Genomic DNA, 23,610 nt, shown 5'->3' on the forward strand with positions numbered 1-23,610 from the left:
TGGATAAAATCGCCGCAAGAACTCTTGAATTTTATTGTAGTCCTTATTACTGCGCTCGGGATTGATGTTATACTGAATTTTATACGTTATAAACAGATAACCTGCGCAGTATCCGCAGGGGTTACCACCGCAATTCTGCAGGTATTAACCCCTGGGGTGCCGCTGGGATGGCGAATCACCGGGATTACCGCGGCGCTTGTGTTAGGTAAGCACGTGTGGGGTGGTACCGGTAAAAATGCGGTAAACCCTGCACTTGCGGGTTTGGCAATAATAAGTTTTTTTTATAAGCTTAACTTCCCGATGTTTAACTGGTCCTACTGGATCTTAGCTGCAAGCGTGTTATCATTACCGTTTATATTATCACGCCCATACGCTGCGGTTGGGTTGATAAGCGGGATGTCCGCATTTTTGGTGTTTAGCAATAATTTCAGTGTTAACACTTTGATTTCATACGGTATTTTGTTTTTTGGATGCCTTGTGATAACCGACCCCGTGACTGTAACACACAAAAAAACTGTGGGATTACTCACAGGTTTCACAGCTGGAATCGTGCCCTTATTGCTAAGCAACTCATTATTTGTATTTTCAGTTTCTATACTAACCTTCAACGCGTTATCCCGTATACTCGATGATTGTATCCCTGAGAGAAAACCAGGGCGGGGATACAAAAAGTTGAGGATAAAAAGTTTACTGCCATACAATATCAATACAACAAAATTTGCGGACTTAACAAAACCGGATACGCAAAACTACCGTGAGGAAAGTCTCGATAACCTACAGATATGTGATATTCTGCAGCGCATAAAAGAAAATTATGTCTATGGCTGCGGCGGTGCTGCTTTTTCTGTAAGCCAAAAAATTGGTGCGGTTATACATTCAAACGTAAAAACAAAATTTTTTGTTATTAACGCTGCGGAATGCGATCCCGGGTTAGTGCATGACAAATGGTTATTGCATAAGTACTCTGTGGAAATTAATAAAGGCATACAAGCAGTACTCAAATGTGTTCCTTTTACTGAAACAGTTTTAGCGGTAAAAGATAATAGTGACCTTAACTTCCCTGCAGGGGTAAGAATTACGAAGTTGCCGGAGTACTTCCCTGTTGGCGCAGAAAAAAATGTTATCCGCTGCGTCTTTAATACACAACTTAATACTACCGACATTCCTGCGGAGAAAGGGTTTTTGGTTTTGAACTTGCAAACAGTATTCGCGGTTTATGAGGCCGTATACCTCAACAAAACAGCGGGGACTAAGTTTATAACAATCCTTAACCTTAAAACACAGGAAAGTTATGCAGCTAAGGTAACCCTCGGGGAGAAAATCAGGAATATTGTAAACAACCTTTATCCTGGGACAGTAATTTCTTTCACCGGCGGCGGTGCAATGCAGGCACGGCTTGTTGAGGATGGGGATGTTATAGAAAAAACAACGAATTTTATCTCTATCGCATCAATGCCGAGGTATAAAGAATCGCCGTTGTGTTCCCGGTGCAATTCTTGTACACAACACTGTCCCGCAGGGTTGGAAGTACGCAGGATCGCGGAACTTGTTGATAACGGTAAACCTGTATTAACCGCTAAATATAACCCGGAAAACTGTATCTCCTGCGGGATCTGTAGTTACATTTGCCCTGCGGGGAGAAACCTTGAGTTACGCATAAAAAAAGTGTTATCTTAACCCGCGGGTATAATTAAACTCGCTCCCGCCGCTGCCGCTTACCCGCGCGTTTCTTTTGTATACATCAAGTAACTGATGCAAGTATTCTTTAGAAGGAACGGTGTATGAAAGGTCTATTCCATAGTTACTAATACCCAATAACTTAAAACTATCACGTAAATGAAACAGCGATACCGGCACCTGCGGAAGAAGTATTACTGTATCTCCCTCGGTTACAGTACGGAACTTGTCACGGTTAAGTTTATCAGTTACCTTTATGTTTTCAATACCGCCATACTTCATACGTGTCCGCGCAATCACCGGGTATCCGTAAAGATAAACAACTAAATTTCCAGGGGTAACATATTTAGTTAATGCTTGAATATTAGCGTACTCATCCTCCCAGGAAGTTGTATACGCGCTGATACCGGCTGAGTTTAACCACTGCGCAGTGACAGGATTCAGGCAGTACATAAACGGACCGGAAGTCAGGTTTAATTCCGTTATACCCTTAAAAAACCCTAGATGCCCGGGATTGTTTACCACCCATGAACGCATACCCGCGGAGATTAAATCGTGAACAATTATTTGGTACTCACGTATACTGCGCTCGGGTATGTAGGGGGGAAGTTCAAATACAATTTTTTGTATAAACTGCTCGTTTAAGCTTAATACATAATTTTTTAGGGTGTACATATTCTCCTGAGTAAGACTAAGGTTCAGGCGTTCACACACAATATTTTCTGCAATGATAATATCACACCACTCCGGGGAGGATACTTTTAACCATAACCGCAACGTTTTCCCGCCGGGATAAACAACCGCGCTTCTTTGTTTCTGGTAAGTAGCTACGATTTTCCCGACAATCCTCCGTGCGGCAAGTGTCTTCATATTTCTGTCGTCATCCGTTACATTACACGCCGCTGCGTATGTTTTATGCATAACTTTCAGCTGGTGTTCAATACCTTTAGCGTCCCACCCGGCATCACCGACTTTGTAGATCCTCGCTCCCACAGGGTATCTGGTGTTATCAGATAATACTATCTCATATGTCCCGCCTGGCTCAGGGGTTAGTGTTTTTGGTTTGATATTACTGGTAACATCCTCACCCGGGATATTTATGCGTAACCTATCGTTTTTAACAATACTATTCCCGGCAACAGCGGTTATCTTTACTGTCCCCGTACCGGATGCCGTTACGGTACCCACAAACTTGCCTAAGGTCGAAGGGGTTAACGGATCAATCACCGGCACGGCAGGTGTTACAAAATTATATACTGTTTTCTCCCGGGACCAATCCTCTGATAGTAATTTCAACGCCTCAGCTATAATGGTACTGTCAGAAGCATCCCCCGCATCGATTATCATACGGTAGGCTTTTACTACGCGGTAAACGTACTCACTGCTGCGCATACGCCCTTCGATCTTCAATGCCTTAACCCCTGCGTCTTTTAATGCCAAGACGTGTTCCGCTAACTGTAAATCATGCGGTGAGAAATAGTATCCTTCTTCACGGGAGGATGGGTTTAACCATCTTCTGCGGCAGGGTTGCGTACACCGCCCGCGGTTGCCGCTATGCCCGCCGATAATACTTGAAAACATGCATTGTCCTGACATACTAAAACATAACGCGCCATGGCAGAAGATTTCAAGTTCAATCCCCGGTGTCCTTAATCGTTTGAGGTCAGTTAATGCGAGTTCACGGGCAAGGATTACGCGTTTAAATCCTTGTCCCGCGAGGAATTCAACCCCGTACTTATTATGTACCGCCATCTGCGTACTTGCATGTAATGGTATTCCCGGGAAATAGTCCTTCACAATTTTTATTAACCCGTAATCCTGGATGATAAGGCCGTCAGGGCGGTACTCCGCAAGGATAGCAAGGGTTTTTAGTGCAGCAGGGAGTTCCAGTGTTTTGATTAACGTATTAAACGCGAGGTATACTTTACGGTTAAGGCTATGCGCATGGTGGATCATCACAGCAACGTCATCCGCTGAAAACCTCTGAGCGTACTGCCGTGCGTTAAACTTACCAACGCCAATGTATACGGCATCCGCACCGGCGTTTAATGCCGCAATAAACGCTTCCTTACTCCCTGCCGGAGCAAGGAGTTCCAGTACTGCCTGATTATTGACTTTTGTATTCATTTTGAAGTATAGTGTATTACCATTCACTATTATGGCGGGGTAGCTCAGTTGGTCAGAGCAGCAGAATCATAATCTGCATGTCGTGGGTTCGACTCCCTCCCCCGCTATTTTTGTATTTTTTCCCCTAACTTATAGGCAGTTTCGGGCCGCCCATATTTTTTGTAATTTCAAATGTCACGACTTTCTCTACCTGATTCTTAGTTTTTTTTAGTGCCTGTGTAATTGCAGCCTCTAGCTTACCAGCGTCTTTCAGGAGGTCGATATTTTCTATTTTTACGGATAATACATCCAGCTTGCCGTTCATCTCGACCCGCACACCAGAGTCGCTTACGGTGACAATTTTAGAACCAAGCTCTTTCTGCGCTTTCTCTAACTGCGACTTCATTGCCGCAATGTCTTTCATTTGTTTCATAAAATCCATAATATGTATCCTTTCCTATTTACGCCGTACCTTTGGGCTTATCCTTAGTGTACCGCTTCATAATCTCGCGTTCTTCTTTTGTTAAACTACCCGCGCCATGACGTATTATCTTATCAAGTATTGCGTTAATTTGTTGTTCCGAACTTTTATTACTTCTAAACGGATACGCGACCTTCCTGCGGGGTATCACGCGGTCAAGGGTGGTAACCACAGAATAGTATGCACGGGTAATAATAGTTTTTATGGTATTCCATACCGGCACATCGAATACGCGTCCCTCAAACGGGCGGGCATAAACACGGTACCCCGGCCATTGCCCTGTGGATAGTTTGAGGTAGAGGTAACCGGTTAATAAACCGCCGAGGTGCGCGTAATACGCGATACCGTCAGTATTAGGTTTGATACTCGAAAAAAAAGTTAGTGCCCCGATGATCCACACAAAATATTTTGCTTTCACCGGGAAAAAGAAGTAGAAGTATATTAAATTATCCGGGAATAAAAACGCGTATGCCGCGAGGAGGCCGTACACCGCGCCGGATGCGCCGATACTGGGTATCACGGATAATGGCGATGTTATTATGGTAAGCACACCGGCACCAGTTGCGCATAAAAGGTAGTACCCCAGAAATTTGCGGGTGCCCCAATACTGTTCAACTGCTGTGCCGAACATCCATAACGTAAAAAGGTTTATGAGTATATGAAAAATATTTGCGTGTAAAAACGCGTAGGATAATACCTGCCAAACCCATAGTTTGGTTATCACTAACCGCGGGATCAAGCCAAAAAGGGTTATTACAGTATCACCGGCTAATTGTTGAACAACAAATACTGCTATGTTTGCTATGGTTAACCCAAGCACCGCACCGGTTAAACGCGGGAAGTGAATTGATGAGGTGTTGTAGTGTCTCATTCAGCGTTATCACCGTGCACTGGCATCCTCAACCTCTTTTTTTCGCCGTGCCGGCGTTTGGATTCAATAATCCTTTTTTTTACTGCCCCTGGTTTCCGCGTTTTTTTGCGGATACGCGGTACATGCTTAGCTGCGGCAATACGGGAGTTCAAACGTTCCAGTGCTACTACGCGGTTATCCGCTTGTTTCCGTGATTCCGTTGCGATCGCTGTTATCCCCGTTGCAGTATCGACTACCCTTACGGCTGTACGTTTTTTGTTTTTCCGCTGCCCTCCGGGCCCTGAACTTTTGTAGAATTCTACTTTAATTTTATCAGCCATACCTTTATTTCTCTTCTGACTTTTCCTTTTCCCCGTCACCGCTGCGGTACTTTTTTGCGATTTCAATATATTCGTCCAGTTTTTTGTCTACATGCCAGTTGACACTACTTTTTTCGTACCCGCCAGAAGGTAATGCCTTACCTGCGGGAAGGGTTGTGAGTATCGCAATACCTTCATCTATTGTGTTTATTGGATAAATATGAAACTTCCCTTTTGTTACGGATTCAACGATGTCATGGCGTAGCATTAAATGTTTTATATTTGCTTCCGGGATGATAACGCCTTGTGTACCGGTAAGGCCACGGGCGGAACATACATCAAAAAATCCTTCAATCTTCTGGTTCACCCCGCCAATTGCCTGGACTTCACCGTTTTGGTTGACCGAACCCGTAACCGCGATCTCCTGGCGTAACGGGAGTTCGCTTATTGCTGAAAGTAATGCGTATATTTCAGTAGATGACGCGCTATCACCATCAACACCGGAGTATGATTGTTCAAAACATAAGGTTGCATTAATCGCCATAGGTTTTGTTTTTGCATATTTTGCACGCAGGTATCCTGTAAGTATTAGCACGCCTTTATCGTGTATACGCCCGCTGAGGTCGGCTTCACGTTCAATATTCACCACCCCGCCTGTACCAAGGAAAACCCGGGCGGTTATACGTGCAGGCTTGCCGAACATATACTCGCCCATATCGTATACTGCCAAACCGTTAACCTGGCCAACCTTATACCCTGAGGTGTCGATCATTAAAGTGTTTTCAATAATCATTTCTTGCACTTTTTCTTCCGGCAGGCGGTTACGTTCATTGCGTTCCGTTACAGCTTTACGTACATGTGCGGGAGTAACTTTAGTTGTACCATCCTTTTTTGCCCAGTAGTTAGATTCCCTGAGGAGGTCCGCAATGTCGTTGAACCGTGTAGATATTTTTGTATTCTTACCCGCAAGCCTAACCCCGTGCTCAATAACTTCAGAGACTGCGTCATTATCAAACCCCAACATCTTCTCATGTTTCCTGAACTGGTCAATAAACCGCTGGTACCGCAGAAGGTTATGCGAGTCAATGTTCATCTCGGAATCAAATTCTGCGCGGACCTTGAATATCTTGTGGAAGTCCGGGTCATAGTTGTTGAGTAGATTATATATCTCAGAATCACCAACCAGAACAATTTTTACGTCTACTTCTATTGGTTCAGGTTTTAACCCTGAGACTGATACTACGTACAACGGATCATGGCTATGGACTTCAAGCTTACAGTTACGAAGTACACGTTTTAACGCAGGCCATACCCCCGGTTCCGTAAGCATATCCCATGCGTCAACTACCAAAAACCCGCCCTCAGCTTTCAGGATAGCGCCTGATTTTATCTTAGTAAAATCTGTCCTCCAATGCCCGAGAACGTCAAGTACGCGTTCAATCGCGCCAAAGAGGTTGCGGTAGGTCGGTGAATTCTCAAATATTACCGGTGCATGGGTTTGCCCGGAATTGTCTACTACCAGATTCACGCGGTATTCCAATACAGGATCTGCCTGTGACATTAAAAGGTTGGGGAGTGAGAGCTCCTGTTTTTCCTTATCCTGTTTTTCTGTAGCATGCGTACGGAATTTTGGTAGTTCGTCCAAAATATCTTTCTTAACCTTATCAAGGTACTTATGGAGTTTAGGTTCAGGGAAACGTTCTTTCAACATTCTGATGCGGAGTTCTACTTCCGGTAATATTATCCTGTGATCCATATCTTTAAGTTCCGCGCGAAGCGTAGTTTCCATTGCATGCGATTTCTTTATGAGGTCCTCAAGTTTATTGGTAAGGTCAGCGTATTCTGTCTCGTACTTCTCAAATTCTTCTTTCGTAATTTTTTTTTCGTCAATAAGTTTAGATAGTTGTTCAAATGATACGGGTTTATTGTTATGCACAGGTACAAGGTCAGGACGCGTGAACGGGCCCATCTGTACCTGTACAAGCGCGAACTTGCGTTCTGCCGCGTGTTTCTCAAAACTTTTTATTATCTCTTTTTCTTTTGCTTTGTATTGGTCAAGGATTTTTTTTCGTTCATTCTGGTAATTATCCGAATCCAGGAGTTCAGGTATATTTTTTTGCAGGTACTTAATAAACTCATCCATTGCTTCCCGGAACTCTTTACCTTTCCCGGCGGTGAGGCTTATCAATAACGGCGCGTCAGGGTTGTCAAAGTTATTAACAAATATTTTGTCAGTCGGGATGGTTTTGTAACGCTCACTTTCTTCAATCAACCGTTTAACCGTTGTTTTTCTTCCGGTACCCGTTATGCCTGTGACAAAGATGTTATACCCCGCACTATTGAGGTCCATCCCCAGGCGTAAAGCTTTCACTGCGCGGTCCTGCCCGATGATTTCTTCGTGAACATCCTTATTGTTTATTGCGGCTTTGCATTCCATAATACTTTTTTTGCAGTGCCAGCGTAACTGGTCCGGTTTAAGTTCTACCGGTTTCTTGAGTTTTGACATTCAACCAACCTCTCTCTCAACAATTAAGTAATTCGTTTTTCTTGTACTTACACAGCTATTTTACTCTAAAAACCAGGTTTTCACTACTACAAAATGTTGGAGGATATACTTTTTCATAGGAGATAGTAGTAAAATATTGTAAAATATAGCTTCATAAAAATGTATTGTCTTGAGGAAACATGAACACAAAGAATTTTATTACTAACAGCAATACCGATAATTTAGGCAAACGCTTGATTGAGTTAATTCAAAAAAGTGATGAACTAAAATTTTTGGTTGGATTTTTCTATTTCTCCGGGATCCGGGAGTTATACCAAGGGTTAAAAGATAATCAAAACGTAAAAATCAAAGTTCTCGTAGGCCTTAATGTAGACAAGCAAAATTATGGGCTAATAGAATATGGCGACCCGGAAAAACAACTTTCTGATGAAGAACGCTGTTATAACTATTTTGAATCCATAAAAAAATCTATTAACACTGAGAATTTTGATAAAAAAGAGTTTTATGAACAGGTAAAATATTTTATTAAACTTATTCGTGAAGATAAACTTATCATCAGAAAAACATATAATCCCAACCACGCTAAGGTTTATATTTTCAAGCTTCAAGAAGGCCAGGTTGGCAGAAAAAACTTATTTATTACCGGAAGCAGTAATTTGACTAAACCCGGGTTGACAACCCAGGAAGAATTTAATGTAGAGATCAGCGATTATGGGTTTGAAGATACTGAAAACTACTTTGATTCGCTTTGGGAAGAAGCAATTAAAATTACAGAAAGCGCTGTTACAAAAAAGAAGTTGTTAGAGGTCATAGAAAAAGAAACTCTTGTAAAAGAAATATCTCCTTTTGAAGCGTTTGTACTGGTACTTCAGGCTTACCTCGATTCTTTTGAGCAAAAAGAAATTAGGGAATCCCTTATTAAAACGTTAGAGGATAATGGATACACTCCGTACCATTATCAATTAGACGCTGTTAAGCAAGCCCTGGCGATTATAGAAAAGAATAATGGCGTGATTATCGCCGATGTTGTGGGGTTAGGAAAAACAATTATTGCCTGCGCAGTTGCTAAGGAACTAAATAAACGGGGTGTTGTAATTTGCCCGCCGGGGTTGGTCGGTGATAATAACAAAAATTCTGGCTGGAATAAATATACAGAAGAGTTTGGTATGAAAGATTGGGAAGTGCGCTCGCTGGGAGATTTAGAAAATATTGCTGAATTCGTTCAAAAGACAAAAGATATTGAAATCGTTATTATTGACGAAGCGCATAGGTTTAGGAATCAAGACACGAAGGATTATGAATACCTAAAAAACATTTGCCGCAATAAAATCGTGGTCTTACTGACAGCTACCCCGTTCAACAATAGGCCGGGCGACATTCTTTCTTTACTCAAGCTTTTTATCACGCCAAAAAAGTCTGCAATTACTTTGGAAAACAACCTGGTAGTGCGGTTTCAGGCATTTAAAGGTATCTTTGACCGGCTGGGCTACATAAAAAAGTATTGGAATTCTAAAGAAGAAGCTAAAAGAAAAAAAGCCGTAGCGTATTATGAAGGGTTTTTCGAAGAGAAAACAATAAATCTTGATAAGGTTAACCAAAAAGCAAAATATTTGGCGAAACAAATAAAAGATGTGATTGAGCCGGTAACAATACGGCGTAACCGCTTGGACTTGCAGAATAATCCGTATTACAAGGACGAGGTAAAGAACCTGTCAAAAGTCGCTGACCCAAAAGAATGGTTTTTTGAGTTGACCAAAGCGCAATCTGGCTTTTACGACAAAATCATTAGCGCATATTTTGGCGATCCGGAGGAAGGCGGACAGTTTAAAGGCGCAATCTATCGGCCGTTTGAGTATGAAGTAGCGAAAGAAAAAGTTAAGAATGAGAAGCTGTCAGAAAAAGAAAATTTTCAATTAGTGCAACAGCGCAACTTATATGACTTTATGCGCCGTTTAATGGTCAAACGTTTTGAAAGCTCGTTTGGTTCCTTCATGCAAAGTATTAAAAACTTTAAGAAAATTACTGAAACCGCGCGGGAGTTTATCAATAAAACCGGGAAATATATCCTGGACCGGGATTTGATGGAAGATATTTACAATAAAACACCCGAAGAGATTGAAAAACACCTTAATGAATATTCGGAAAAGATTAAAAACGGTGAGTATCCAAAAAACCACAAAATATATACGCTAAACACTTTTAAATACAAGAACGAGTTCACCGCGCATATTGAAGCGGACCTACAGCTTTTTGACAAAATCCTGAAAGAATTAGAAGAATTAGATCTTGTTAAAAATGACCCTAAAACAGATTGTTTGCTTAATAACTTAGAGGCAGTTTTAAAGGAAAAACCTAATAAAGGATGCCCCAAAAGAAAAATAGTTGTTTTTTCTGAATATCTCGACACTGTTAAATACCTGGAGCCAATCCTAAAAGAACATTTTGGTGAGCGCTTACTCGTTATAGCCGGCGATTTGTCTACGAAAAAAATACTTTCTATCAACAAAAACTTTGACGCGTCTTACAAAAGCCAGGAAAATGAGTTTGATGTCCTCTTATCCACCGACAAAATATCTGAAGGGTTTAACCTCAATCGCGCAGGAATGGTGGTCAATTATGATATCCCGTGGAATCCGGTACGGGTTATCCAGCGCGTGGGCCGTATCAACCGTATCAGCAAGAAGGTTTTTGACGAGCTTTATATCGTAAACTTCTTCCCCACCGAAAAAGGCGCGGAGTTGGTTAAATCCCGGGAAATTGCGTCAAACAAAATGTTTCTCATACACAATACTTTAGGCGAAGATGCCAAGATTTTTGATATCGACGAAGAGCCTACGCCCGCCGGGCTGTATGAAAAGGTTCAGCAAAACCCGGATAAGCTGGAAGTAGAAAGTTTTTACACCCAGGCATTGGCTATTTATGTAAAGATTAAAAAAGAGAGCCCGGAACTTATTGAGGCGCTAAAAAAATATCCGCCCCGGATTAAAACCGCAAAAAAGTATGGCGAAAACGAACTCCTGGTTTTCCTTAAAAAAGGCCGGTTGTATGCCTATAGCGTTAGATACGGCGCAGACGGGAAAGATCAAACCGCTTCAACCACATTTGAAGATGTGTTTGCCAACATTATTTGTGGTAAAGAAGAAAAACCATTGATATTTTCCGGCCGCGCGTGGGAGGCATACGAGAATGTTAAGAATTTCAAAGAATATCGCGGAAGCCCAGTTAGCGAGCAGAGCTTGGAACAAAAAGCGGTTATTAACCTAAAATCTTTAATACATACTGTTCAGCGTGAAGAAATAATGCCGTATAAAAACTTCCTACGGACATTGCTTGAAGATATTATCGACTACGGCACGCTTTCGGACTACACCTTACGCCGGATTTCCAATTTGGAAAGCAGTGATGATAAGGGAATCAAAGAAACTGTCAAAGAAATTGGTGCGATTATGAAAGAATTGGGGGGTGAGAGTTACTTACAAAAAGAAAAAGGACGGCAGAAAGAGTTGTCCAAAGAAATTATCATAGCGGTTGAAAATCGTAAAAATATCTATTAGGATTGAGCCAAATTGCTGCCACCTCTCACAGAATGTTTAATAATGAGAAAAGACCTCAATTTAATGCTTGACAAATCTCTTAATAAAACATATAATTGTATAAAATGAGAATATATCTCACAATTAAGGAGTTAACGAGAAATGCTTATTCAGTTTACGGTTGGTAATTTCCGTTCATTTAAAGAAAAGGTTACACTAAGTATGGTGAAATCTGCTTTACATGAGTTGCCAGAGAATGTAATTAAAGTAGATGAAGATATTGAACTGTTAAAAAGCGTAGTGGTTTATGGCGCTAATGCGAGTGGAAAAAGTAATTTGATCAGAGCGTTGAATTTTATAAAATTTTTTGTTATGTACTCCATATCTTTTCGGGTAAATGAAGAAATAGGAATAAATAACTTTATTTTAAACGAGAAAACAATTTCTCATCCGTCTTTTTTCGAAGTTGTCTTTATTATAGATAAAATTATATATAGATATGGTTTTGAAGTCGATGACAAAAAAGTAAATAAAGAATGGCTTTATTATAGGCCAAAAACAAGAGAAGAAAAACTGTTTTCAAGAGATGGATTAACCTTTGATACATCTAATTTCCCCGAAGGAAAAGGCTTGGAGAATAAGACAAGAGAAAATTGTTCCTTTTTGTCTGTAGTTTCTCAATTTAATGGGGAGATATCTTCAAAAATAGTAAAATGGTTTTCAAAGTTGCGCATAAATATTTCTGGTAATTATCAATCATTTCAAAACCGCACTATTGATAGGGTGGAGAAGGAACCGAATCTTAGAGAAGATGTTGTTAAATTTATATCCATTGCCGATAATGGAATTGAGGATTTTAGAGTAAAATTGATCAATACTCCGATAGAACCAACAGAAAAAAACATAGCGGAAAAGGTTGAAAAAGAAGTAAAAACAAAACTGATATATTTTGTTCGTAAGGTATTTAATATAAAAAACGAAGTTGTCGAGAAACTTGAAATGCCATTGAATTACTCTGAATCAGAAGGCACAAAAAAGATGTTTGCTCTTTCTGTACCTATAATTGATGCTATCAGAAACGGCGAGATTATGATTATGGATGAACTTGAGAATTCCTTGCATCCTTTATTGTTTAAGCACATCATTAAACTGTTTAACTCAGCTTCAAATACAAAGGGCGCGCAGCTTATTTTTACGACTCATAATTTGACTTGTATGGATAACGAATGTTTTCGCAGGGATCAAATATGGTTCACTGAAAAAAATAGTTTTGGCGAATCAACCTTGTTTTCTTTGGCAGATTACAAGGTAAATGACAAAAAAATAAGAAATGATGCAACTTATAGTAAAGATTATTTATTAGGGAAATACGGCGCCGTTCCTTTTATTGATGACATAGATTTGTCCTTTGAGGAAAAAAGTGGTGAATAATTCATATAGCAGAGTACTCGCCCAGCGTTCAATAAGAAAAGTATTGATTGTCTGTGAAGGCGCGAAAACAGAAAGGTATTATTTTGAAGCGTTTGGAATAAACAAAGAATTGATTAAAGTTGAAGTTAACGGTGCAGGAAGAAGCAAGGATTCATTGGTGAAATATGCAATTGAATTGAAAAATGCAGCTGAGTCAAGAAATGATAAATACGCAGAGGTTTGGTGTGTTTTTGACAGAGATGCGTATCCGATTGATCCCCAAGACAGACATAAATTTAACAGCGCAATTGTTTTAGCAAGAACAAATCAGATAAAAGCAGCATATTCAAACGACGCATTTGAAATATGGTACATTTTACATTTTGAATATTTTCAAAACGCATGGAGTAGAGATGAATATATGAACAAGTTGACCAAATTGCTTGGTTCAGAATACAAAAAAAATGATAAGACAATGTATAAAATATTAAAAGACAAACAAGAGACGGCAATTAAAAATGCTGAAAGGTTATTTAATAGCTATCAACCTCACAATTCCGAATCAGATAATCCTTGTACAACTGTTCATAGATTGGTTGAGTATTTGAATGATTATCTTGAAGACGAGGAATAGAATAACCGTCAATTTTACAACGTATAATTGTTTAGCGGGGGAGGAAAATTATGGAATCGACAAAAATCGCGTTATTTAGATGACGGAATTGAGTTGTCGACAAATTGTCGACAACTGTCTGACAAGACGAAGTGGCTAACTCAAAGAACATATTAAACACATTTATAAAGAAAGTGAATTTAAAGGGAGCTTAACTATTCGGAAATTCCTAATAGTTCAAAAAGAAGAAAAAATAGGCATGGAAACAAGGGAAATTCTGCAAAATATCATAGATAAGTTTGACCTTCAAAGGTTGAAACGATTGTTTTCTGAGAAAAACAGCAAGTTTCGCCCCAGTGAAGAAAGTTTTGGTCATTATGATACTGGCAATTTTTCTGGTGGTATGAAACTTGGCGAGCTGTCTTTAGATGACGGCGTGCTGCTCGTTTGCGCGTTTGAAGCAAAATTTGAAGCAAAACAGGAGCTTTCCGAACGTTCCGGCAAGAAAGCGCAGTATGAACTGGGAAAGAAAATCCTTAAGGAAACCCAATCGGATGCCGGGATCTTTGTGTTCTACGATATTCAGGGCAGTTTCCGGTTTTCATTGATTTACGCCAACTATCTGGGTACAAAACGAGACTGGAGCGCGTTCCGCCGGTTCACTTATTTTGTTGGGAACGGCCTAACAAATAAAACGTTCAAACAACGGATCGGCGACGGCGATTTTTCCAGCTTGAAAGATATTAAAGATGCGTTCTCGGTTGAAAAAGTTACTGAAGAGTTTTATGAAGATATTGCCAACTGGTATTTTTGGGCGGTGGAACATTGCCAGTTTCCCAAAGATGCGGAAACAGAAGATAACGGGCGGAATATCGCTGTTATCCGTTTGATAACCAGAATAATATTTATTTGGTTCATGCGCGAACGCGGGCTTGTTCCAAAAGTGTTGTTTGATAAGGAAATCGTAGGGCAGCGGTTGAAGAATCTGTCGCCGGATGAGTCCACGTATTACCACGCAATACTGCAGAACCTGTTTTTTGCAACACTGAACACGCCAAAGGATAAACGTAAGTTTACCGATGAAAACAGGGGTAACCAAGGGTATAACAAAGATTTTGGCAACCACAGTTTGTTCCGTTACCAGGAATGTTTTAAAGAACCGGATAAGCTCAAGGATTATTTCGACGAAATCCCGTTTCTAAACGGCGGGCTGTTTGAGTGTTTAGATAATAAAGAAGACAGGATTTATATTGACGGGTTCACCCGTACTAAGCAACATCAACCCACGGTGCCGAACTTTCTGTTTTTCAGCCCGGAAGAAGAAGTTGATCTTACTAACGCATACGGGCCAAAAGGTAAAAACCGCAAAGTCCGGGGGTTGTTAGACACTCTTTCTTCATTCAACTTTACAATAGACGAAAACTCGCCGGATGACGCGGATATCGCGCTGGACCCCGAGCTTTTGGGCAGAGTATTTGAAAACCTATTGGCAAGTTTTAACCCCGAAACTTCTACCACCGCGCGTAAAGCTACCGGTAGTTACTACACCCCGCGGGAAATCGTGGATTATATGGTTGCTGAATCGCTTAAAGCGTATTTCAAAACGCATCTCGTAAGTATTGACGGTTTGGATAACAAAATAAGCCGGTTGTTCTCAATCGATAACGGCGAAAACCCTTTTAACGCTCCGGAGTCAAAAAAACTGGTGGAACTGATTGAAAGTGTTAGAATCGTGGATCCGGCAGTAGGGTCCGGCGCGTTCCCGATGGGCGCTTTGAACAAACTGGTGTTTATCCTTAACAAAGTTGATCCGGGCAACGAGTTGTGGAAACACGCGCAGCTCGCAGCGGCGGACACGATTCCCGATTTGCGTATCAAACAGGATACTAAAAACCGTATTGAAGAATATTTTGAAGGCAAAAACACGGATTACGGGCGTAAACTGTTTTTAATACAAAAATGTATTTACGGCGTGGATATCCAGCAGATTGCAGTAGAAATTGCTAAACTACGGTTCTTTATCGCACTTTTGGTGGATGAACGAATTGAGAGGGCAAAAGATAATTTTGGGATTCAACCCTTGCCCAACCTGGACTTCAAAATTATGCAGGGTAACAGTTTGTTGGAAGAATATGAAGGCATCCAGCTTTTTGATGAACGACTGCTTTCCCGGACGTCAAAACAGGAAATTATCGATAAAATTAGTGCGCTTGACTTGCGCTTGAAAGGAAACTACAGCCAGCGCTTAAAGTATTACGAAAATAATCCGGACTGGATGAAGAAAAAGTGTGTAGATAAACCCGCGGAATTGAAGTTGCTGGAAAAGAATACTGAGGACTTGAATTCGGATAAAGAAAAACTAGTTGTTGAACTGGAAAGTTACGGGCAAGACGAGTTAGCGCTCGATAAGCGAGTAAGCGCAAAACCAATAGGCGATGAGTTGAAACGGTTGCATAAAGAGTTTTTTGAAACCAACGAGAAAGAAATAAAAGATAAGCTTAAGAAACAGATTGAAACAATGGAATGGGAGTTAATTGAGGTAACGCTTAAAGAGCATAACAAAACCGCGGAACTTAAGAAGTTGGAACGGTTCAAAAAGTCTAACACCCGGCCGTATTTTCTTTGGAAACTGCATTTTGCAGATGTTTTTGAAAATGGCGGGTTTGATGTGGTGATTGGGAATCCACCATATGGAGTCGAGTTTAGTGAATATGAGAAGAACGTATTAGATGCCAAATTTAATGAATGGAAATCCTTAACAAAAAATTCTGCGATTTATTTTATTTATTTATCCAATATACTTATTAATAAAAATGGTGTTAATTCTTTTATTGTACCGAAATCGCTATGTTATTCGTTAGGATGGAATCAATGTGCAAAGTTCATCTTATCTGGTTTGCATAAATTTATTGATACTGGAAAAGCGTTTGAACAAGTAAAGCTTGAACAAGTGATATTTATAAGATATAAAAACACTAATAAGCCCACTTATGTCATTGGAGTGTACGATGGGTCTAAAATAGTAGAATATGAAAATATTGAAAAAACTATATTCTGCAAATACAAAGTTCTCTTAACGGGTCAATATCCAAAAGAGTTTGTACTTATAAAAAAAGTATTATCTAAATTCCACAACACATTTGGTGAGTATGTATCTATTGACAGAGGATTAAATTGGCAAAGTAAAGTAGAGAAATATTCCGGTAAAACGCCTGTTTATAGAGGGGCTCAACTCTCTCCCTATTTTTTGGAAAAATCTATAGATTTTATTGATCTCAATAAATTTGATGAAGGTGAATATGCTTACTTACTAAAACCAAAAATACTAAATCAGCTTGCAATAGCTCATGTTAAGAATCCATATCCTCATTTCTATATTCAAGCAACTTTAGATTTGGATAATCGGGTAGTTTTTGAAACTATTTCCTGCACTTTTGTAAAAAATCCCATTATTGATATTAAATTATTGCTCGCGCTTAATAATTCGAAGCTATTTGCATGGTTACTTTATAAATTTGTCTACAGTAATGCAATTCGAAGTACTCGTTACGATGAGCAATATGTCGGTAAAATACCAACACCAAAACTTGAGGAAGCTACTCAAAAGCCCTTTATTGAAATCGTTGATAAAATATTGGCAATTACCAAATCCAGCGATTATTTAGAAAATCTTGCAGAACAGGATCAAGTCAAAGAATACGAGAAACAAATCGACCAAATGGTTTATAAACTCTACGACCTAACCGACGAAGAAATAGATATTATTGAAGGCAATAAAATATAATGAAAAAAATCACGTACCTCTCAGAACTTAAAATATGGTAGACAAATTAAAGGAAATATTTATTAGCTACATAAATGTTGTGCAACTCAGGATTGAAAATAGTCATTCAGAGGAACTTATGTCTTTGATTGATCAGTTGGAAAAGTCAAATGAGTTTTGTCAATTAGTTGAAAAAACTCATTCTGAACTTTCATCAGATGGTTATCATGGGAAAGATAAGTCATCATGGGAATTAGCTGTAAATAATTTCTTTCGAAGATCCATGTGTTATATTGACATTTATAAACAAAATTTTCCTAATAAAGAATTGCTTTTAGCTAAATATATAGAATCTTTTCAGAGACAACAAACAAAAATCAGGTATCTTGCTCCAATAGAATTTGTTAGTTTTAGCAAAGAATGCATTGACTTTGGAGTATTTCAGATACGAAAATATTCGAGAGAAGAACTTGATTTAATATTTCAAAATAAGATCAATAAAATCTTCAATCATTGGGCTACTATTAATGTGGAAGAAATAAAAGACTATTGGTTCATATCTGTAGAAGAATTAGTTCCAACGAAGAAAATCGGTTATATCTATTGGGAGCAAAATCCTTTGAAAATCAAATACACACCCTATCCCAAGGTAGTAGAGTCTGTTCTGAAACAGTTATCTATTTTTAACTGGGAACCGGATTGGTTAAAAGATGGTTATTTAGAGAAATATCCACAAGAAGATTACCCTGTTGGTTTTAGTATTCCATTTGTTCTGCGAATAAACGATAATCTTCTGGAATATCCTGAGAATAATAGGCCAGATTTTTCTAGATTAGCGAAAGAATCACGGATTGATTCTTTGACAGATGAAGAAATCGGATCGTACCCAATGATAACTACGGATTTAGATGAAAAACAAACTACAGATTTTGAATCTTGTATTCATGACATAATAAAAAGTTTGAGCAATATTGAAATAAACCAATCCAATTGGCATTTTATTGACATTGCTTTAGGTTTTTCTACAAAAGCCTTTTTATCTGAAGGCATAGAACGATTATTATGGTATGTTACTACATTAGAATCACTTTTGGGTGAAAAGGGGTCAGGTTTGACCGCGAAATTAGCTAAAAGAGTTGCTACTATTCTAGGGAAGGATGAAAGTGAAAACAAATCCATTCGGAAAGAATTCGAAGAGTTATATGAATTCAGATGTAACCTTGTGCACGGAAGGCCATTCAAAAAGCAAATATTGGCGACTCATATTATTAAAGTTCAAAATATGGTTCGGCAGATAATATTGTTCTTTCTGTATTTTCTTAATACTATCACAGATAGATATTCGAGTGATTTTCCGTGTGATAAAATACCTACTCGTGAAGATATTCTTGCTTTTTTGGATATGGATAAATCACGCAGAACTAGTATAGTTCAACTCGTTAATATATTTTTAAAAGAAACCATACCAATGAAGAAATAAATATTGTTGAAAGCAATAAACAATAATGGAGAAAAATCATGTACCTGTCGGAGCTTAAAATATGGAATTTTCGCAAGTATGGTGATACTGGCTTGAACCTCATGTTTAACAAGGGTTTAAATTTACTTGTTGGCGAAAACGATTCAGGCAAAACGGCAATAATTGATGCAATAAAATACCTACTACAAACGCAAAGTTATGATTACCAAAGGTTTGATGAAGAAGACTTTTATTTACTACCGGGAACAGAACCGACTGACGCCAATAGAGCAAAATCTTTTAAGATCGAATGCATCTTTCGCGGCTTTGATGCTGAAAATAATGAAGCAGCTAATTTTCTTGAATGGCTTGGTATCGAAAAAGATTGTGATGGCAAAGACCGATATTTTCTAAAGGTAACTCTGAATGCTGAACGCAAGGATAGGAAAATTACTTATGACATAAAAGCTGGCCCCGATGCCGAAGGAACTCAACTTGACGGAACCGCAAGGGATTTACTAAAAGTAACTTATCTTAAACCTCTGAGGGATGCGGAAAGCGAACTGATTCCTGGGAAAAGATCCCGATTAGCTCAAATTCTAAAAAGTCATGAAGCTTTTTCTTTAATTTCAGAGGCGGATCATCCAATTACAATAATTGCTGAAAATGCGAATAAGAAAATAGAAGGTTATTTCAAAGGAAAAGATGAAAACAATATTGATATTTCAAACCAATCCGGAAAAATATTGCTATCAGATATAAACCAATATTTAAAAGAGTTCTTTACAGAAAAAGAGATTAACAAAATCGCTAAATTCACAATTTCAGGTCAAAGTTTATCGGGTATTTTAGAAAAGTTAATTCTTGATTTGACTGAAGAAAATTCGGGATTGGGTTCTTATAACCGGTTATACATTGCTACAGAATTACTGCTCTTAAAACGGACTGACTATTATGGCTTAAAACTGTCATTGATAGAAGAAGTCGAAGCTCATTTACATCCACAGGCGCAATTGAGATTAATCGAGTATCTGCAAAATGAAATAGCCGAAAAATCCGGTGTTCAATTAATAATGACAACCCATAGCCCGAATTTAGCTTCAAAAGTTAAACTTGATAATCTTATTATTTGTAAGGGTGACAAAGCTTTTCCGATGGGAAGCAAGTTTACTGAATTGGAAAAAGGGGATTACCTCTTTTTAGAACGTTTTCTAGACGTTACAAAGGCTAATTTGTTTTTTGCGCAGGGGGTAATTTTAGTTGAGGGCTATGCAGAAGAGATTTTGATTCCGGTTATGGCAAATATTTTGGAAAAACCACTAACTAAACAGGGCATATCGATTGTTAATGTTCAAAGCACAGCGTTTTTACGATATTCAAGAATTTTTAAAAGAAAATTGGGCGAAGGAATAGGGGTTAAGGTAGCTGTGGTAACAGACAACGACAATAAACCTGATTCAGGACTTTCTGCGCAAGAGATTACAGTTAAAAGAACAGAGAAAGAAACAAAATACAATGGACAAGAAATAAAGACCTTTATTTCACCAGATTGGACTCTGGAATACGATATTACTTTAAGCGGGCTTAAGAAAGAGTTTTATACTGCTGTATTACGTGCAGAGAAAATCCAAAATAGTGATACTTATGGCCTGACAGATGAAAAAATAATTGAAGTAAACCAAAAGGTCGAGACTGATTTTGCAGCTTGGACTTCAGAAAATAAAACAGATAAAGAAATTGCAAAAGCGATTTATGAAGATTATATGCAAAAAAAAGAGATTTCTAAAGCAATCGTTGCTCAATGCTTTGCGGCGTTACTCAAAGAATGTGAAGGAATAAAAGAACGGATTGAGGTTGACGAGAAATTGAAATATCTCGTGAATGCCATTAAATATGTTACGGAATGACAAATGCGGATAATCATTACCAATGACGATATTTCTTGGGCAGAAAGTATTCTTTTGCCTCCCAGAGAACACTTTGATGAGGAGCGGCAGGCAGTAATAAGATGTTTAGAAACAAAGGATATTCTCGCGTGCCCTGGTAGCGGTAAAACAACAGCTTTGCTTGCCAAGCTTTTAGTTTTATCCCGGAAATTGCCACTTGAAAACAATAGAGGTATTTGCGTATTAACTCACACAAATGTGGCTATAAATGAAATAAAAAGTCGCGCTTATTTTGCCTCTCAAAAGCTCTTCAATTACCCAAATCATTTTGGAACAATTCAAAGTTTTGTAGATAAATATCTTGCAATACCGGCTTATATCAATAAGTTTACCCGAAGACCATTATTTATTAATAACGAAATTTATTTTGATCGGATGGAAAGATCAAGAAAATATTTAGGTAAAAATACAAATGCTTTTTGTTATAAAAGCGGTCAAAATAAATTACCTTATTCACTCAAATTTGAAGATTTTGCCTTGGATAATAATGGTATCTGTCCAAAACTAAAATTAGATACAAATAATACAATTGAAAAAGGACACTATGATAGATTAAAAAGACTAAAAGAACAGATACTTTCAGATGGAATACTAATCTATGATGATGCATATTATTTGGCAGAAGAATATATAAATAAATATCCTAATTTGAAAAATGTATTTTCAAAAAGATTTGCCTATGTTTTCATTGATGAAATGCAAGACTCAAGTACAACCCAATCTGAATTGCTGAATATGATATTCAATGATAATGTTGTTGTCCAAAAAGTCGGCGATTTAAATCAATCAATATTTGACTACAATGCTGACTTGGAATGCGGTTGGAAAGTAAATAACGACAGAACTATGTTCATTACAGGCAGTAAAAGATTTCCAAGTCTTATAGCAAGTAAGGTGGAAAACCTTTGTGTTCGCCGACAACTCATAACGGGAAATAGAAGACAAAATGAAATTACTCCTGTGATTATTGTTTATGATGACAATACTACTCAGCAAGTGTTAGACAAATTCGGTGAACTAATCATTAGAAATAACCTACATCAGCATGAGAAAAAAATATTTAAAGCAGTTGGGTGGGTGGGAAAAACCAATGAAAAGGGAAAAATAACGATACCAAGCTATTGGAACGGTTATTCAAAGGAAGTAAAAGCTAAGAAAACCGAGTTTAATAATTTTAAAAGTTACTTAACTCCTCAATTGGATAGTTTTATATCGTCTGAAGGGGTTAATTTTTACAAGAAAAGAATAACTGGGGCACTTCTCAAATGCTTAAGAATTGCCGGAATAACTGACACTGGAAGGGCATTCACAGAAAAAATATTGTATAAACAAATCTCAGAAAATAACCCAGTTTTTTACAAGGATTTTCGGGTTAGGTTGGCTAAGTGGTGTTTCCAGATACACAAACAAGAAGATGTTTTTGAAGAGATAAAATATTATCTCACCAATGAATTTAGAGAGTTCTTTAAGTACCAGTTGAACGATGAACTTGCAGCTTTTGTTAATTCTTCCGCTATGGAGACAGAAAATGAAGAAGTCTTTCGGGGTAATAACATCTATAAGTATTCTTCTGGAACACCTGAAATCGAAATAGAAGTTTCAACTATTCATGGTGTCAAAGGTGAAACGCATACAGCGACATGCTATCTTGAAACATTCTTTTATGATTATGACATAAAGCGAATAATACAATATATTAAGGGTGAGTATTCCAAACCAAAAGGTAGGGTAACACAAAATCTTAAAATGGCATTTGTAGGAATGTCCCGTCCATCTCATCTTCTTTGCGTTGCGGTTCATCTTACTAATCTTACCGGGCAAGAAGAAGCGCTACGTAGAAGTGGTTGGGATGTTAACAATGAATTGGCGGCATGACCCGCGATGAATTTGATGTTCTTGTTAAGCAAACGATGAATTAGTGGAATACGTTAAAATAGTGGAACAAAACAGAGAATGATATTAAAATAACGACAAGGATTAAGTATGGAAAACGTTAACAAAAAGTATATTGTTTGTTTTATGGACATTCTGGGCTATAAAAGTCTTGTTACTAGAATCCAGAATGACCCTAAACTCATAGACGATATTAAAAATATTTACGACAAACTCTTAAAACTGATTGATGGCATTATTACACGAGAAATAAAGGATAAATATCAACAAGGAAATAAAACAGTAGCTGAGAATATAAAATTTAGAATTATGTCTGATTCGATAATAGTAACAATGTGCTTGGATGATTTGCCAATGCTCACAACAGATATAACAATCGATGAAAACAGGGCATTATATATAGGAGCATATTTTCAGTTGATTTCAATGTTTTATATAACATTTGTAAGTGATATTCGCTACTTTTTTCGGGGAGCAATAACTGTAGGCCAATATTATGAATCAGAACTGAATAAGCCTGAAAACATATTTGTCGTGAGCGAGGCTCTAGTAAGAGCATTTGAATGTGAACAAAAAATGGCAGAAAGTGTACGAGTGATAATAGATGTAAGCGCGCTTGATTATTTCAAGGGTATAAAGAATGATTTTCAGAATTATATTTTTAAAGATATTGATGGGTTGGAGTGTTTAGATATTTATTTAGGTTTACCTGATGATGTACCTGAAATATCCGACAAAGTTACAGAAGTTATAGAAAATATAATAAATGTGCTCAATTTACAAATTCAAGAAAACCATAATGATTCGAAAATATTAAGAAAATATTATCACTTTATCCAATACCACAACTGGAAAATGAAAACTAGGTTTAAGAATGAGAATTTTGTTATTAAAACTCTAGAATACGAGAATCTTAATAAAGGTGTTAAAGAATAGGTGACGGACAGCAGATAAACAATCCGGATTTAAATTCCATTAAATTCGAGGGTATTATAAACTTGCTAATATTCTTGTTAAACAACTAATGAATTAGTAAAATACGGTAAAAGTATA

At 38.1% G+C, this 23,610-nt stretch carries 14 protein-coding genes and 1 tRNA gene; 10 read left to right on the top strand and 5 right to left on the bottom strand.

Translation table 11 applies throughout. The annotated features are described in order from the left end of the window. Positions 1 to 1,677, top strand: a 1,677-nt coding sequence (locus tag WC955_00005; protein ID MFA5857427.1) for an RnfABCDGE type electron transport complex subunit D, incomplete at its 5' end; no start/stop codon positions are given. Here WC955_00005 and WC955_00010 read toward each other — a convergent pair. Beyond that, positions 1,669 to 3,804 (bottom strand): peptidase U32 family protein, encoded by a 2,136-nt coding sequence (locus WC955_00010; protein ID MFA5857428.1) that lies wholly within the window; start codon positions 3,802 to 3,804, stop codon positions 1,669 to 1,671. The two genes, WC955_00005 and WC955_00010, sit on opposite strands and share 9 nt — an antisense overlap. 33 nt (positions 3,805 to 3,837) lie before the next feature. Here WC955_00010 and WC955_00015 point away from each other — a divergent pair. Further along, a tRNA-Met gene (locus WC955_00015) sits at positions 3,838 to 3,911 on the top strand. Positions 3,912 to 3,928: 17 nt separating this feature from the next. Here WC955_00015 and WC955_00020 read toward each other — a convergent pair. From WC955_00020 to WC955_00035, 4 genes are read right to left on the bottom strand one after another with little or no spacing between them, the layout of a single operon-like run. Further along, a complete protein-coding gene (locus WC955_00020; GenBank protein ID MFA5857429.1) occupies positions 3,929 to 4,225 on the bottom strand; it encodes a YbaB/EbfC family nucleoid-associated protein in 297 nt (98 codons plus the stop codon). A gap of 19 nt (positions 4,226 to 4,244) precedes the next feature. Beyond that, the gene (locus WC955_00025) at positions 4,245 to 5,135 is read right to left on the bottom strand and encodes a rhomboid family intramembrane serine protease (protein MFA5857430.1); all 891 of its coding nucleotides are present in this window, start codon (positions 5,133 to 5,135) and stop codon (positions 4,245 to 4,247) included. Further along, complete coding sequence (locus tag WC955_00030; protein MFA5857431.1) at positions 5,132 to 5,455, bottom strand: peptide chain release factor-like protein; 324 nt, start codon at positions 5,453 to 5,455, stop codon at positions 5,132 to 5,134. The genes WC955_00025 and WC955_00030 overlap by 4 nt, the downstream gene beginning before the upstream one ends. A 4-nt stretch (positions 5,456 to 5,459) precedes the next feature. Next, positions 5,460 to 7,940, bottom strand: coding sequence for an ATP-binding protein (locus WC955_00035; GenBank protein ID MFA5857432.1), 2,481 nt, complete (start codon positions 7,938 to 7,940; stop codon positions 5,460 to 5,462). A 179-nt stretch (positions 7,941 to 8,119) separates the two neighbouring features. On the opposite strand from WC955_00035, the gene WC955_00040 reads away from it, so the two are divergent. From WC955_00040 to WC955_00075, 8 genes are all read left to right on the top strand, one after another. After that, positions 8,120 to 11,494, top strand: coding sequence for a helicase-related protein (locus WC955_00040; protein MFA5857433.1), 3,375 nt, complete (start codon positions 8,120 to 8,122; stop codon positions 11,492 to 11,494). A 141-nt stretch (positions 11,495 to 11,635) separates the two neighbouring features. Next, the gene (locus WC955_00045) at positions 11,636 to 12,904 is read left to right on the top strand and encodes an ATP-binding protein (GenBank protein ID MFA5857434.1); all 1,269 of its coding nucleotides are present in this window, start codon (positions 11,636 to 11,638) and stop codon (positions 12,902 to 12,904) included. Next, positions 12,897 to 13,517, top strand: a complete 621-nt coding sequence (locus WC955_00050) for an RloB family protein (protein MFA5857435.1) — start codon at positions 12,897 to 12,899, stop codon at positions 13,515 to 13,517. The genes WC955_00045 and WC955_00050 overlap by 8 nt, the downstream gene beginning before the upstream one ends. A gap of 238 nt (positions 13,518 to 13,755) precedes the next feature. Then, complete coding sequence (locus WC955_00055; protein ID MFA5857436.1) at positions 13,756 to 17,280, top strand: hypothetical protein; 3,525 nt, start codon at positions 13,756 to 13,758, stop codon at positions 17,278 to 17,280. 34 nt (positions 17,281 to 17,314) lie between these two features. Beyond that, positions 17,315 to 18,739 carry a hypothetical protein gene (locus tag WC955_00060; protein MFA5857437.1) on the top strand — a complete coding sequence of 475 codons (1,425 nt, stop codon included), beginning with the start codon at positions 17,315 to 17,317 and terminating at the stop codon, positions 18,737 to 18,739. 38 nt (positions 18,740 to 18,777) lie between these two features. Beyond that, entirely contained in the window at positions 18,778 to 20,625 is a 1,848-nt protein-coding gene (locus WC955_00065; GenBank protein ID MFA5857438.1) for an AAA family ATPase, read from the top strand. Positions 20,626 to 20,628: 3 nt separating this feature from the next. Continuing rightward, complete coding sequence (locus tag WC955_00070) at positions 20,629 to 22,539, top strand: UvrD-helicase domain-containing protein (protein ID MFA5857439.1); 1,911 nt, start codon at positions 20,629 to 20,631, stop codon at positions 22,537 to 22,539. Positions 22,540 to 22,647: 108 nt separating this feature from the next. Further along, on the top strand, positions 22,648 to 23,493 hold the full coding sequence (locus WC955_00075) for a hypothetical protein (GenBank protein MFA5857440.1): 846 nt from the start codon (positions 22,648 to 22,650) through the stop codon (positions 23,491 to 23,493). Positions 23,494 to 23,610: the final 117 nt, after the last annotated feature.

The organism is Elusimicrobiota bacterium, assembly GCA_041658405.1.
In the GTDB taxonomy this organism is placed as follows: Bacteria; Elusimicrobiota; UBA5214; order JBBAAG01; family JBBAAG01; genus JBBAAG01.

Coding starts and splice junctions, on each gene's coding strand:
- WC955_00060 (MFA5857437.1), top strand. CDS start 17,315: ATGGTAGACAAATTAAAGGAAATATTTATTAGCTACATAAATGTTGTG.
- WC955_00045 (MFA5857434.1), top strand. CDS start 11,636: ATGCTTATTCAGTTTACGGTTGGTAATTTCCGTTCATTTAAAGAAAAG.
- WC955_00065 (MFA5857438.1), top strand. CDS start 18,778: ATGTACCTGTCGGAGCTTAAAATATGGAATTTTCGCAAGTATGGTGAT.
- WC955_00025 (MFA5857430.1), bottom strand. CDS start 5,135: ATGAGACACTACAACACCTCATCAATTCACTTCCCGCGTTTAACCGGT.
- WC955_00030 (MFA5857431.1), bottom strand. CDS start 5,455: ATGGCTGATAAAATTAAAGTAGAATTCTACAAAAGTTCAGGGCCCGGA.
- WC955_00075 (MFA5857440.1), top strand. CDS start 22,648: ATGGAAAACGTTAACAAAAAGTATATTGTTTGTTTTATGGACATTCTG.
- WC955_00035 (MFA5857432.1), bottom strand. CDS start 7,940: ATGTCAAAACTCAAGAAACCGGTAGAACTTAAACCGGACCAGTTACGC.
- WC955_00010 (MFA5857428.1), bottom strand. CDS start 3,804: ATGAATACAAAAGTCAATAATCAGGCAGTACTGGAACTCCTTGCTCCG.
- WC955_00055 (MFA5857436.1), top strand. CDS start 13,756: ATGGAAACAAGGGAAATTCTGCAAAATATCATAGATAAGTTTGACCTT.
- WC955_00070 (MFA5857439.1), top strand. CDS start 20,629: ATGCGGATAATCATTACCAATGACGATATTTCTTGGGCAGAAAGTATT.
- WC955_00040 (MFA5857433.1), top strand. CDS start 8,120: ATGAACACAAAGAATTTTATTACTAACAGCAATACCGATAATTTAGGC.
- WC955_00020 (MFA5857429.1), bottom strand. CDS start 4,225: ATGGATTTTATGAAACAAATGAAAGACATTGCGGCAATGAAGTCGCAG.